Raw genomic sequence first — 14765 nt, 5'->3', positions numbered from 1 at the left:
TATTGAAACACTCTACGTAACTTTTTATGTACCATAGTTAGTGTATCAAAAAAGCTATATCTATGCTAAATTTTTTCAATAAAATATTCATGTTTTGCAAATTTAAAATTAGGAGCACATCATTGTGCATAATAATTAATAGTGGATTCGCTCTTTTTGTTCTCTAAACAATAATAAAAAGCGGGATAAATCCCGCTTTTTATTGTCAGATTAACGACGTAATCCAAGTTTGTTGATTAATGTACGGTAACGTGCAACATCGTTTTCACGTAAATATTTTAATAAGTGACGACGTTTACCTACCATTTTAAGAAGACCACGTTGAGAGTGGAAATCCTTTTTGTGTGTAGCTAAGTGAGCATTTAAAGCGTTGATTTCTGCAGTTAATACAGCGATTTGTACTTCTGGAGAACCAGTGTCGCTTTCGTGAGTGCGGTACTCAGCGATGATTTCGTTTTTGCGTTCTTGTGTAATTGCCATTTGAAATGACCTCCTAATAATAATTAATATCCCCGATAGCACAGCAAACGCTGGAGTCGCGGAAAGCCGAGCTATGGATCATACGAGATTTTCGTACTTATAAATACTACCATAGAAAGGCACAAATCCGCAACTATTACGATAGCTGGTTAAAATATTCGATAGCTTCTTGCTTATCTAGTTCAATTTGTTCGATCAGTGCATTTATTCCATCAAATTTACGTTCACTACGGATTCGTTTGTACCAACCGACTACAACTTCTTCACCGTATATATTTTTATCGAAGTTTAAAATATGAACCTCAATCGATAGTTGCTTTTCATCTGGATTTTTAAATGTTGGTTTATAGCCTACATTACAAACCCCGTTATACCATTCATTTTGTACTAAAATTTTGACAGCATACACACCTGTTGCTGGTATATAGCATCCTCCCATTGCTTGAACATTTGCTGTAGGGAAGCCCATTGTACGTCCTCGCTTATCACCATGTACGACAATACCTGGCACTTCAAAAGCACGTCCTAACAATGTGCGCACTTGCTCCATTTGACCGTCTTGTAAATAGTTTCGAATACGAGTTGAACTAATCTTTTCTTCCGTATCGGCTTGCTTTTCAACAATTGTCACACCAAATTGTCCATTAGATAGCTGTTTCATCGTTTCCATATTCCCCTTGCCAAATGCCCCAAATGAAAAATCAAAGCCAGCTGTTACATGCTTCACATTTAAATCTAAGATGAAATGTTTGATGAATTCCTCTGGTGTTAGCTTTGCAAAATCCGATGTGAAATTAACAACAAAAACTGTATCGACATTTAATTTTTTAAGTGTATCTAACTTTTGTGTAAGCGGTGTAATATAAAAAACTTTTTCATTACGTCTGCCTAAAACAATTGAAGGATGTGGATCAAACGTCATCACTGCACTTTGAACACCTAATTGCTGTGCTTTTTCTTTAGCAGAATTAATGACCGCTTGATGTCCTTTATGTACACCATCAAAAAAACCAACTGCTAATGAAAAGGCCAGTTTATTTGTTTCTTGCGCTAATTGATGCGGATATTTTAAATGAATAACGTTCATAATTTGCCTCCTAATCTAGTTCGGGAAACATTTTATCAGGCTTCATTTGCCCAATCTTTATCGGATGTGCGATATATACCGCAAATGCTCGCCCGTCTACACCATACACCATTTTATCATGTTCTTTTAATAATGCATGCATTGGTAGTACTTGTCCATTGAAAATTTGCTTTTCAACATCTGGCGTAATTTCAACATACGGATAATTTGATAGGGCATACTCAACTGGCAATAAAAACTTCTCTTGCTCGCCTTTGTCCATTAATTCCGCAATTTCAGCTAATGTAAAACAATTTTCTTTTGTAAATGTTCCTGAAGCTGTACGTACTAATTCATGCATATGTGCTGGGTATCCTAGGGCTTCCCCAATTTGCACAGCTAATGTACGAATATATGTACCTTTTGAACATTTAATTCGAATAGAAAACGTTACTGTTTCACCTTCAAACGTTTCTGCGTCATCTAAAAGCTCTAGCTCATAAATTGTGATTTTACGTGTTGGACGTTCTACCGTTTGACCTGCACGTGCATATTCGTATAGCTTTTTACCGTTTACTTTAACGGCTGAAAACATGGGTGGTGTTTGCTCAATTTCACCAGTTAAAGAAATAAGTGCTTGTTGGATTTCTTCACGCGAGAATGATTTGTAATCCGTATTTTCTTCAACTGTTTCGCCTTCTGCATCTTCTGTCGCTGTGGTACGACCGATTGACACAACCGCCTCATATGTTTTCCCTGCATCAGTTAAATATTCAGCGATACGAGTCGCTTGTCCGATACAAATTGGTAATACGCCTTCTACACCTGGATCAAGGGTCCCTGTATGGCCAACCTTTTTCGTTTTTAAAATCTTTCGTAACTTAAACACGCAGTCATGACTCGTCATTCCACGCTCTTTCCATAATGGAAGAATACCGTTCATAGTGTTGCCCCTCTCTCACTGGATGTCGATTTCTATTATGGGTCGGACGCTTTCCGCGGGCACGGCTTCAACTAACTTATTTCGGAAGAACTTCTGAAATAAGTTGATTTTCCGCTCGCGCTGTTCCCGTAGGAGTCGCCTCCCCTCCATTCCAATCGACTATTTTTATTAAATGTATTGTTGTCAAAGATGCATTTTCTTCTTTTTTAATAGGCAAACAAAAAGACAGAAATATTGTTTACACAACATTCCTGCCTTCCATTTTTTAGTACTTCACGAGAGAAGGTCTCTGTGTGAAAACTATTTGTCTTCGTTTAAGCCACGAAGTAATGCATCAATTTTATTTCCGTATTCGATAGCTGTATCGAATTCGAAAAGTAATTCTGGTGTACGGCGTAAACGAATGCGTGAACCGATTTCTGAACGCATGAATCCTGAAGCTTTTTCTAAAGCTTTTAACGATTCCTTGCGCTCACGTTCATTACCTAGAGATGTAATATATACTGTCGCTTGTTGAAGATCTCCTGTTACTGCTACTTCCGTTACTGTAATGAAACCAACAGCAGGGTCTTTAAGTTTGCGTGCAATAATATCCGTAATCTCTTTTTTCATTTGCTCTGCAACACGATTTGAACGTAGAGACATAAAAGTCACCTCATTTTACTACCAACTTGCCTCATAGGGCTGTTATAAATATTCTCGATAAAATTCCAGCTGCTCCCACTGTGGATTTGACTGCAAAAAGTGCACGGCATGCATAAGCTCACGTTCAGCCGCTTCTGTAGAAGAAGCAACCGAAACAAGTGCTATTTTTGTACGTTGCCAAACATTTTGATGATCAATTTCCGCAACAGATACATTGAATTTTTGTTTTGTTCGCGTCACCATTCGTTGAAGAACAGCACGCTTTTCCTTTAATGAATGGGCAGTCTGAATCATAAATTCAATTTCTGCGTATACAATCATTATTTACGAACGATTTCTTCCATTACGTAGGCTTCAATAATGTCGCCTTCTTGAACGTCGTTGTAATTTTTAATTGTAATACCACATTCATAACCTTTTGCTACTTCTTTTGCATCATCTTTGAAGCGTTTTAATGAGTCTAACTCGCCTTCGAAAATAACAACGTTTTCGCGGATAATACGTACGCCTGCATCACGAACGATTTTCCCTTCGATTACGTAAGAACCTGCAATTGTACCAACTTTAGATACTTTAATTGTTTGACGAACTTCCGCTTGACCAACAATTTTTTCTTCGAATTCTGGATCAAGCATCCCTTTCATCGCTGATTCGATTTCTTCAATTACTTTGTAGATGATACGGTGTAAACGAATATCTACGCCTTCTTCATCTGCTGCACGTTTCGCATTTGTATCTGGACGAACGTTGAAGCCGATTACGATGGCATTTGAAGCTGCTGCAAGGGAGATATCCGATTCAGTAATTGCTCCAGCACCTGTGTGGATGATTTTTACATTAACGCCTTCTACATCAATTTTCATTAATGATGAAGCCATTGCTTCCACAGTACCTTGTACGTCAGCTTTTACGATTAAGTTTAATTCTTTTACTTCACCTTGGCTCATTTGTTCGAATAAGTTATCAAGTGTTACACGTTGTTTTTCAGAACGTTGGGCTTGAATTGCTGTCATTGAACGAGACTCACCAACTTGACGAGCTGTTTTCTCATCTTGGAATACTACGAAACGGTCACCCGCTTGTGGTACTTCATTTAAACCTGTAATTTCTACTGGCGTCGATGGACCTGCAATTTTAATGCGACGACCTAAATCGTTTACCATTGCACGTACACGACCGTATGCGTGACCAACTACGATTGGATCACCAACACGTAATGAACCATCTTGAACTAATAATGTTGCAACGGCACCGCGGCCTTTATCAAGTTGTGCTTCGATTACTGAACCGATTGCAGCACGAGTTGGATTGGCTTTTAATTCGCCTACTTCTGCAGTTAAAAGAATCATTTCTAATAATTCATCAATTCCGTCACCTTTAAGTGCTGAAATTGGAACGAAGATTGTATCTCCACCCCATGCTTCTGGTACTAAACCATGCTCTGTTAATTCTTGCTGAACGCGGTCAGCATTTGCTGCAGGTTTATCCATTTTGTTAACAGCTACAATAATCGGTACTTCTGCTGCTTTCGCGTGGTTGATTGCTTCTATTGTTTGAGGCATTACACCATCATCAGCTGCAACTACGATAATTGCGATATCTGTGATAGATGCACCGCGCGCACGCATAGTTGTGAATGCTGCGTGTCCAGGAGTATCTAAGAACGTAATTTTTTTGCCATTTTCATTAACTTGGTAAGCACCGATATGTTGTGTGATACCACCTGCTTCGCCAGCAGTTACTTTTGTATTACGAATTGAATCAAGTAATGTTGTTTTACCGTGGTCAACGTGACCCATGATTGTTACAACTGGTGGACGTTCTTCTAAAGCATCTTCATCCACTTCTACGATTGACTCATCGAAGTACGTATCTAAATCTGTTTTGTCGATACGAATTTCTTCTTCTACTTCTACACCATAGTCTGCACAAATTAATTCAATTGCATCCTTATCAAGCTCTTGGTTAATTGTTGCCATTACACCAAGCATGAATAATTTTTTGATGATTTCAGATGGCTCACGGTATAATTTCTTCGCAAGTTCTGCAACTGATAAACTTTCATAGAAAGTAATTTTTTCAGGTAATTCTTTTTGTACCATTGGTTGTGGTGCTGGACGGTGCGTACGACGTTTACCACCATTAATACCTGGTTTACGACGTTGTTGGTATCCGCCCTTGTTATTTTGTGAGTTGCCGCCTCTGTTGTTACTATTTGGTGTGTTACCACCTCTGTTGTTGCTATTTGGTGTGTTACTACTTCTGTTATTGCTATTTGGTGTGCTACTACTTCTGTTATTGCTATTTGGTGTGCTACTACTTCTGTTATTGCTATTTGGTGTGCTACTACTTCTGTTATTGCTATTTGGTGTGCTACTATTTCTGTTATTGCTATTTGGTGTGCTACTATTTCTGTTATTGCTATTTGGTGTATTGCCACCTTTACTGCTGTTATTGCTGTTATTACTTGGAGTATTGCCGCCGTTGCGGTTGTTATTAGTATTTTGAGTCATATTTTGATTTTGGTTACCTTTTTCATTCTTATGTTTTTCGCCTTGCTGCGATTGCGATTGCCCTGAGGCATTATTTGTCTTTCTCGGTTGCTGATTAATTGAAGCAGATTGTTGACGCTCCTGTTTTTGATCTTGTTGCTTGACTGTAGACTGCTCTTTTTTTTGAGTTACGTTGGCAGTTTTTACAGGTGATTTTACAGGAGGTTTTTTTGCTGCTTGCGTTGGCTCTGTTGCTTGCTTAAAGACAGAATCAAGTTTTGAAACAGCTTGCTCATCAATAACCGCCATATGATTTTTCACAGGCAAATCAATTTTTGCTAACTGTTCAATAACTTCCTTACTTGTTTTATTTACCTTTTTCGCATATTCATGAACTCTTACTTTGCTCATCTGCTCACCCCCGACTAATTTTCGTTGAGTAGACTAGACATTTTTTTAGCAAATCCGCTATCAATAATAGCAATCGCTACACGGGCTTCCTTCCCGGTAGCATGTCCAAGATCATATCGATCTCCAAAAACACGATACTCAACGTTGTAATACGTACATTTATCTTGAATCTTTTTACTAGTATTTTTAGAGGCGTCCGATGAAAGCAATACTAACTTTGCTTTTCCATTACGGATTTCTTTAATAACTAGTTCTTCTCCAGAGATTGTTTTTCGTGCACGTGCCGCTAAACCCAATAGCTGTAGCAATGCAGGATTGGTCATAGAATCGACTCCCTGCGGATAAGAGTTAGTAACTCTTCATATACCTCATCCGGCACTTTTGCATCAAGTTGGCGATCTAAAATATTCTTTTTACGCGCATTTTCAACAGCCTGCTCAGATTTGGAAACATAAGCCCCACGACCAGATTTTTTACCTGTTATATCAACGCTCACTTCGCCTTCCTTTGAACGAACGACACGAATCATTGATTTTTTTGGTAACATTTCACCCGTTGCAACGCATTTTCGTAAAGGAATTTTTTTACTTACAACCATTTTGCTCACCCTCCTTGCAAAACTATTCCAAATGATGATTTACTCTTCGTCGTCACCATATAAATCAATTGCAACTGCTTCTGACTCTTCACGAGGAACAAATGTGCTTGTTTCAGAAGGATAAATTCCTAATTCACGAGCATCTGTTTCCGACTTAATGTCGATTTTCCAGCCAGTTAATTTTGCTGCTAAACGTGCATTTTGACCACGTTTACCAATTGCTAATGATAATTGATAATCTGGTACTACGACTGTCGTTGATTTTTCTTCTTCATTTACTTGAACATCTAATACTTTTGATGGGCTAAGTGCATTTGCTACGAATACAACTGGATCTTCTGACCATTCAACGATATCAATTTTTTCACCGTTTAATTCGTTTACAATTGTTTGAACACGCGCGCCTTTAGCACCAACACATGAACCTACTGGATCTACTTCTTCGTTATGTGCATAAACTGAAATTTTTGAACGATCTCCCGCTTCACGTGCGATTGATTTAATCTCAACAGTGCCATCGAAAATTTCTGGTACTTCCATCTCGAATAGACGACGTAGTAATCCTGGATGTGTACGAGATACGATTACTTGTGGACCACGCGTAGTGCGTTCAACTTTTGTAATGTAAACACGAATACGAGATTGTGGTTTGTAAACTTCGCCTTGCATTTGCTCGTTTACAGGTAATGCAGCTTCCACTTTACCGATACTCACGTAAATATTACGTGCATCTTGGCGTTCGATTAATCCTGAAACAATATCGTCTTCACGATCTACATATTCAGCATAAATTAGGCCACGCTCTGCTTCACGTACACGTTGCGTCACAACTTGTTTTGCAGTTTGTGCTGCGATACGTCCGAAATTACGAGGAGTAACTTCTTCCTCAACGATGTCCCCAATTTCATAAGCTTCATTAATATATTTCGCGTCTTCTAATGAGATTTCTAAACGCTCATCTTCTGCTTCTTCTACAACATCTTTACGAGAGTAGACAACCATTGAACCTGTACCTAGGTTGATATCTACACGAACGTTTTGTGCCTGGTTGTAGTTACGTTTGTATGCCGTCACTAAAGCCGCCTCAATTGCCTCAATTAATACATCTCTTGAAATACCTTTCTGCTCCTCAAGGGCAGTTAGGGCATCTAGTAATTCACTACTCATTTTTTTCACTCCTAAATTTGCTTATCTGAAAAATCGATGGCAAGACGTGCTTGCGCAATTTTTTCTTTCTGAATTTGTACTGTTAGTTTACGTGTTTTAATGCGGATTTCAATTTCTAATTCTGTTTCAGTATATGCGCGTAAATATCCATAGAATTCTTTTAAATCTTTTACTGGTTCATAAGTTTTCACATAAATATATTTGCCCATTGCCTTTTCAAAGTCCTGTTGTTTTTTAAGAGGACGTTCAGCACCTGGAGAAGAAACCTCTAAATAATAGTTTTGCTCGATTGGATCATTCTCATCCAACTTCTCGCTCAACATTTCACTTACTTGCGCACATTGTAAAATATCAATGCCGCCAGACGGTGTGTCAACATAAATACGAAGGAACCAGTCGCGTCCTTCTTTTACGAACTCGATATCAACTAATTCTAACTCAAGTTCTTCAACGATCGGTGTCACTAGCTCTTCAATGATCGACGTTACTTTGTTCATCGTATCCTCCTTGCGTCTTTGTACGAACCGTTCAACAGCAATGTCTCCCTATACAAAAGACGAGTTTTCCATTGAAAAATTTGTATAAATAGTGGTGTAAACAACAGAAAAGAGCGGGAAATCCCACTCTTTTGCTGGCGAACTATCAACAAATTATTACATTCAGCATAGCATAAACACTAGTTGAATGCAAATTTTGCCTATTTACGTTCAATAGGCATTAGAATAATGAAAGTTGGTTGGCATCTGGCATACCTTCTAGGCAGCCAAGTTGGTCCATGTATTCGATCAAAGTTTTTGATACTCGCCCGCGCTGTTGCAGATCTTCTTTTGAAAGGAACTCCCCATTTTTACGTGCTTCAACGATTTGTTTCGCAACGTTTGTACCTAATCCTGGAATCGAATCAAACGGTGGAATTAAGCTATTGCCATCAATGACAAATTCACTTGCATGTGAACGATATAAATCAATCTTTTTAAAATTCATACCACGTTCTGTCATTTCAAGTGCAATTTCCATAACCGTTAATAAACTTTTCTCTTTCGGAGAGGCATCTAGCCCTTTCATGTTGATCTCATCAATTTTTTTGCGAATCATTACAGAGCCTTGCGTCATTGCGATTAAATCGAAGTCTGATGCACGCACTGTAAAGTATGCTGCGTAATAAACGATTGGATGATGTACTTTAAACCAAGCGATACGTACCGCCATTAATACATAAGCTGCTGCATGGGCTTTCGGGAACATGTACTTAATCTTTTTACATGAATCGATGTACCACTCTGGAACTTTTTTCGCGCGCATTTCTGCTTCCATTTCATCCGTTAAGCCTTTCCCTTTACGTACAGACTCCATAATTTTAAACGCAAATGATGGATCTAAATCTTGATAAATTAAATACACCATAATATCATCACGACAACCGATTACTTCTTTTAACACACATGTTCCATCTTTAATCAGGTCTGCTGCATTGCCTAACCATACATCTGTACCATGAGAAAGACCTGAAATTTGTACAAGTTCACTAAATGTTGTCGGTTTCGTTTCTTCTAGCATTTGGCGAACGAATTTTGTACCAAACTCTGGAATTCCGAGCGTTCCTGTTTTTGCACCAATCTGTTTCTCTGTTACCCCTAGAGACTCCGGCGTACTGAAAATTTTCATAACAAATAGGTCATCTGTTGGAATCGTTTTCGGATCAATACCCGATAAATCTTGCAGCATACGAATTACAGTCGGATCATCGTGTCCAAGTATATCGAGCTTTAAAATATTGTCATGAATCGAGTGGAAATCAAAGTGTGTCGTTTTCCACTCTGAATCCTGCGCATCTGCTGGGAATTGGACTGGTGAGAAATCATAAATATCCATATAATCTGGAACTACAATAATTCCCCCTGGGTGAGAACCTGTAGTTCGCTTAACGCCTGTACACCCTTGTACAAGTCGGTCTACTTCAGCATTTCGATAGGTTACACCGTTATCACTACCATAACCTTTTACATAACCATAAGCAGTCTTTTCAGCAACGGTTCCAATTGTTCCAGCACGGAATACATAATCTTCACCGAACAATACTTTTGTATAGTTATGCGCTTGTGGTTGATATTCACCAGAGAAGTTTAAATCGATATCGGGAACTTTATCTCCTTTAAACCCAAGGAAAGTTTCGAACGGAATATCATGTCCATCTTTTTTATAAGCCGTGCCGCATTCTGAACAATCTTTGTTTGGTAAATCATAGCCTGATGCTACAGAACCATCCGTGATAAATTCTGAATGTTTACAGTTTGGGCAAATATAATGTGGTGCTAATGGGTTTACTTCAGTAATTTCCATGAACGTGGCAACAAGAGACGATCCTACCGAACCACGTGACCCTACTAAGTAGCCATCCGCTAATGATTTTTTTACAAGCTTCGCTGAAATTAAATAAATTACACCGAAACCATGTCCTAAGATTGATTTTAATTCCTTATCAATACGAGCTTGAACGATTTCTGGTAAGTTTTCACCGTAAATGCGATGTGCCATTTCATACGTTAAATTCGTTACTTCATCATCTGAACCTTCAATTTTCGGCGTGTATAACTCATCTTTAATTGGTTTTACATCGCCAATACGGTCTGCAATAAGTTGCGGGTTTGTTACAACAACTTCCTTCGCTAAATCCGGACCTAAGAAATCAAATTCCTTCAACATTTCATTGGTCGTACGGAAATGTACTTTTGGTAATGGATTACGATTTAACGGATTGGCTCCACCCATCGAACCAACTAAAATTTGACGGAATTTCGCATCGGTTTCATGTAAATAGTGAACATTCCCCGTTGCAGCAACCGGTAAATTTAACTTTTTACCGAGTTTCACAATACGACGAATAATATCTTCTAATGCCCATTCATCATGCACCGTTCCCCCATCTACAAGCGGAGAGTACACTGGTTTTGGCATTACTTCTAAATAATCATAGAACCGCGCAATACGTTCTGCTTCCTCGGGGGTTTTGTTCATCATCGTTTCAAATAATTCACCATTCGAACATCCTGAACCAACAATTAACCCTTCTCGTAGCTTTTGTAAATCTGAACGACGTATACGTGGCACACGATAATAAGTTTGTGTATGTGAAATTGAAATTAATTTAAATAAATTTTTCAAGCCTGCATTATCAACAGCTAAAATTGTACAGTGACTTGGACGTGCTTGCTTGTAACCTTCCTCACCACCAACATGATCATTCATTTCAATCAGATTTTTGATACCTAAATCATCTGCTTGTTTTAATAAATGAAGGAATAATTCGCCCGTTGCTTCCGTGTCATAAATTGCACGGTGATGTTGTGTTAAATCAATATTGTATTTTTTTGTTAATGTCTTTAAGTTATGCGATTTTTGACCTGGATTGACTAGCCGCGAAAGTTCTACGGTATCGATACCTGGGTGTCGAACATCAATTCCAGCTTTTTGATACGCCACATATAAGAAACCTAAATCGAATGATGCATTGTGGGCAACGACGATTCCATCATCAATGAAATCATGGAACTCACGAATGACATCTTCAATTTCAGGAGCCGTGACAAGCATATCATCTGTAATATGGGTTAATTCAATAATTTTAGCCGTTAACTTACGGTGTGGATTTGAGAAACGTTCAAACGTGTCAATGACTTGACCATTATGAATTTTAACTGCTGCAAGTTCAATAATCGTATCATAAACATTCGAGAATCCCGTTGTTTCTACGTCGAAAACGATATACGTTGCATCTTCTAGTACTTGTTCTCGTGGGTCATAAACAATGGGCTTCCCATCGTCCACTAAGTTCGCTTCTACACCGTAAATTACTTTAATGCCATTCTTCTTCCCAGCTGAATAGGCTTCTGGGAATGACTGTGCAACTGCATGGTCGGTAATAGCAATCGCTGGATGACCCCATTTAGCAGCTTGAGCAACTAATCTATCAACAGGCGTTACTGCATCCATTTGACTCATTGGTGTGTGTAAATGAAGCTCTACACGTTTTTCACCATCAGGAGCCGTATCTTTTCGTGGTTCGTGTTTAACTTCATTAATATCTTTCGCCATCATAACTAAATCACGTGCGAATGTATCCATTTGAATGGAACCACGAACCCGTACCCACATGCCTTTACTAATTTGGTTCATTTTCGCAACATCTTCATCCCCATTCGAGAACATTTTAACGAGTAATGAATCCGTGTAGTCAGACATTTTGATTTCCAATAGAGAACGACCACTGCGCAATTCTTTTACTTCTGAGGAGAAGATAAAGCCTTCAATAACAATCGAGCGTTCTTCTTCTAAAACCGTACGTATTTCCACGGGCCCCGCGTTTTTAATAAATGAACCAATTTGGAATGGTACATCACTTTGCACAGCTGATGGATTTTCTGCTTTTTCTTTTTCACGCATAGCAAAATCAGCCATCGCTTGTTTTGAAAGACGTTCTTCCTCTTCTTTGCGCTGTTGATAAAATGCTTCTTGTTGTGCGATAAACTCCGCTGACTCCTCCACCATTTGGAATTCAACCGGAATATGAGAGAAGCCAAATACTTTGTAACTATCGGCAATTTTATCCGTATACTTCGCTTTTAATGATAAATATTCCACTTCTAGCATCGAAGTCACAATCAACTTATGTCCTGTCCATTTCGGTGTTTGTTTCATTAAATTTTCACGAAGTAGCGGTGACATATCAGCCATTTGTTCGATAACTGCCTGCCAATATTCAAGCAAATGCTGTTCTGTTACAACAGGGTTATTCGAAGTAACCGTTAATGAAACATTAGCAATATGTGAAAATTTCTCAGCCATCCGTAAACGAAGTAATTGATACACTTGAAAAGGTAAAATATTTTCAATGGTAATATTAAAATGCCATACACGTTTCTTTTTATGAACCGTTACGCGTTCTAGAGCGCCATTTTCAAAAAAGGACATGTAGACATCATCCGTTAATTCTAGCTGCTGTAATAATAGTAGGAACTTTTGTCTTCCTTCCTGTTTTGACAATTTTTTCACCCTCTCTAATTAGAAAAACAGATTTCGCGTCAAATAGCGCGAAATCCAGTCTTTTCTTATGTGGATTGCCTTGAAAACTTATACTTTCTAATCCACCAATATGAAAAAGAAAGGAAAGTACATCGTTTTTGTACTTTCCTCTTCTTTCTATAGAAAAACTAATTGTTTTGACGGAAGTATTCGTTTAAACGATCTACAACTTCCTCTTTCGCCCATTCAGCTGTTTCACCAGTTGAACGGAACTTCACTTCTACTAGTCCTTCAGAAGCCTTTTTACCAACTGTAATACGAACTGGCAAACCAATTAAATCAGCATCAGCGAATTTAACTCCCGCACGTTCTGCACGGTCATCATATAACACATCGTAGCGGTACGATTTTAATACACCGTAAAGCTCATCTGCTAATTGAACTTGTGTTTCGTCTTTTGTATTAACTGGTACTAAGTGTAAATCATATGGTGCAAGTTGTGATGGCCATACAAAACCATTGTCATCTTGGAAATGTTCTGCAACGGCTGCAAGTAAACGAGAAACCCCAATACCGTAGCAACCCATGATGAACGGTTGTGCTTTCCCTTGCTCATCTAAATATGTCGCATTCATTTTCGCTGAGTAAGTTGTACCTAATTTGAAGATATGCCCAACTTCGATACCTTCAGCAAATTTGATGATACCTTGTCCGTCTGGAGATGGGTCTCCCTCTTGAACGAATCGAATATCCTCGTATGAGCTAATTGCAAAATCACGTTCTGGATTCACATTTAATAAGTGGAATCCATCTTCGTTTGCACCAGCTACACCATTATGAATTGATTTAATTGCTTTATCCGCAATAACTTTCACGTTCACTGGTAATTTTACAGGACCGATTGAACCAGGTGTACAACCTAATAATTCTTTAATTGCTGCATCCTCAGCAAGCTCTACTGAAGTAGCACCTAAAGCATTTTTTAATTTAATATCGTTAATTTCGTGATCTCCGCGTGCTAATACAACGATTAACTCATCATCGATATCGAATACTAATGTTTTGATAATGTTAGAAGCTTCTACATTTAAGAATGCTGATACTTCTTCAATAGTTTTTTGATCAGGTGTTGCTACTTTTTCAACGTCTTTCATTGGTGCGTCTGATGGCGTATATTCTGTAACAACCTCAGCCATTTCAATGTTTGCTGCGTAATCTGATGTATCCGAGTAAGCAATTGTATCTTCACCGATTTCAGATAACACCATGAATTCATGTGTACCTTTACCACCAATTGAACCCGCATCCGCGATAACTGCGCGGTAGTTTAAACCAAGACGCGAGAAAATATTTGAATATGCACGGTACATATCATCATAAGTCGCATCTAAAGATTCACGAGATGCATGGAATGAATACGCATCTTTCATGATAAATTCGCGACCACGTAATAATCCGAAACGAGGACGTTTTTCATCACGGAATTTATTTTGAATTTGGAATAATGTTAACGGTAATTTTTTATATGATTTAATTTCATCACGAACTAATGTTGTAATAACTTCCTCGTGTGTAGCACCTAATGCGAAATCACGATCGTTACGGTCTTTTAAACGCATTAATTCTGGACCATATGCTTCCCAACGGCCAGATTCTTGCCATAGTTCAGCTGCTTGTAGTGCTGGCATTAATAACTCGATAGAATTAATCGCTTCCATCTCTTCACGAACTACTTGCTCAATTTTTGCTAATACTTTACGAGCTAATGGTAAGTATGAATAAATACCTGCTGCATTTTGACGAATAAAACCTGCACGTAATAATAAACGATGTGATTTTACATCCGCATCAGCTGGATTTTCCCTTAAAGTAGGGATGAATGTTTTGCTTTGTTTCATAAGTAGTGCCACCTTTTTATTTTAAGAATCATATATAACCAATTGT

12 protein-coding genes are annotated in these 14765 nt (G+C 38.4%); all 12 read right to left on the bottom strand.

Annotation, left to right across the window (positions count from 1 at the left end):
- Nucleotides 1-210: 210 nt before the first annotated feature.
- Nucleotides 211-480 carry a 30S ribosomal protein S15 gene (gene rpsO / locus DCE79_RS04620; RefSeq protein WP_108711946.1) on the bottom strand — a complete coding sequence of 90 codons (270 nt, stop codon included), beginning with the start codon at nt 478-480 and terminating at the stop codon, nt 211-213.
- Between the two features lie 136 nt (nt 481-616).
- Nucleotides 617-1567 (bottom strand): riboflavin biosynthesis protein RibF, encoded by a 951-nt coding sequence (gene ribF / locus DCE79_RS04615; RefSeq protein WP_108711945.1) that lies wholly within the window; start codon nt 1565-1567, stop codon nt 617-619.
- Nucleotides 1568-1577: 10 nt separating this feature from the next.
- Nucleotides 1578-2489, bottom strand: a complete 912-nt coding sequence (gene truB / locus DCE79_RS04610) for a tRNA pseudouridine(55) synthase TruB (protein ID WP_108711944.1) — start codon at nt 2487-2489, stop codon at nt 1578-1580.
- Between the two features lie 300 nt (nt 2490-2789).
- Nucleotides 2790-3134 carry a 30S ribosome-binding factor RbfA gene (gene rbfA / locus DCE79_RS04605; protein WP_108711943.1) on the bottom strand — a complete coding sequence of 115 codons (345 nt, stop codon included), beginning with the start codon at nt 3132-3134 and terminating at the stop codon, nt 2790-2792.
- 42 nt (nt 3135-3176) lie between these two features.
- Nucleotides 3177-3455 (bottom strand): DUF503 domain-containing protein, encoded by a 279-nt coding sequence (locus DCE79_RS04600; RefSeq protein WP_108711942.1) that lies wholly within the window; start codon nt 3453-3455, stop codon nt 3177-3179.
- Nucleotides 3455-6037 carry a translation initiation factor IF-2 gene (gene infB, locus DCE79_RS04595; RefSeq protein WP_108711941.1) on the bottom strand — a complete coding sequence of 861 codons (2583 nt, stop codon included), beginning with the start codon at nt 6035-6037 and terminating at the stop codon, nt 3455-3457. The genes DCE79_RS04600 and infB overlap by 1 nt, the downstream gene beginning before the upstream one ends.
- Nucleotides 6038-6051: 14 nt before the next feature.
- A complete protein-coding gene (locus DCE79_RS04590; RefSeq protein WP_108711940.1) occupies nt 6052-6360 on the bottom strand; it encodes a YlxQ family RNA-binding protein in 309 nt (102 codons plus the stop codon).
- On the bottom strand, nt 6357-6635 hold the full coding sequence (gene rnpM / locus DCE79_RS04585) for an RNase P modulator RnpM (RefSeq protein WP_108711939.1): 279 nt from the start codon (nt 6633-6635) through the stop codon (nt 6357-6359). The genes DCE79_RS04590 and rnpM overlap by 4 nt, the downstream gene beginning before the upstream one ends.
- Before the next feature lie 39 nt (nt 6636-6674).
- Nucleotides 6675-7802 carry a transcription termination factor NusA gene (nusA, locus tag DCE79_RS04580; RefSeq protein WP_108711938.1) on the bottom strand — a complete coding sequence of 376 codons (1128 nt, stop codon included), beginning with the start codon at nt 7800-7802 and terminating at the stop codon, nt 6675-6677.
- A gap of 11 nt (nt 7803-7813) precedes the next feature.
- Nucleotides 7814-8299 (bottom strand): ribosome maturation factor RimP, encoded by a 486-nt coding sequence (gene rimP, locus DCE79_RS04575; protein ID WP_108711937.1) that lies wholly within the window; start codon nt 8297-8299, stop codon nt 7814-7816.
- A gap of 220 nt (nt 8300-8519) precedes the next feature.
- Nucleotides 8520-12842, bottom strand: a complete 4323-nt coding sequence (locus DCE79_RS04570; RefSeq protein ID WP_108711936.1) for a PolC-type DNA polymerase III — start codon at nt 12840-12842, stop codon at nt 8520-8522.
- Nucleotides 12843-13009: 167 nt separating this feature from the next.
- Entirely contained in the window at nt 13010-14719 is a 1710-nt protein-coding gene (locus DCE79_RS04565; protein ID WP_108711935.1) for a proline--tRNA ligase, read from the bottom strand.
- Between the last annotated feature and the right edge of the window lie 46 nt (nt 14720-14765).

Origin of the sequence: Lysinibacillus sp. 2017 (assembly GCF_003073375.1) — a bacterium.
GTDB lineage: Bacteria > Bacillota > Bacilli > Bacillales_A > Planococcaceae > Solibacillus.
Note: the sequence above shows the minus strand (reverse complement) of the source record. Positions and strands in the feature narration are given on the sequence as shown.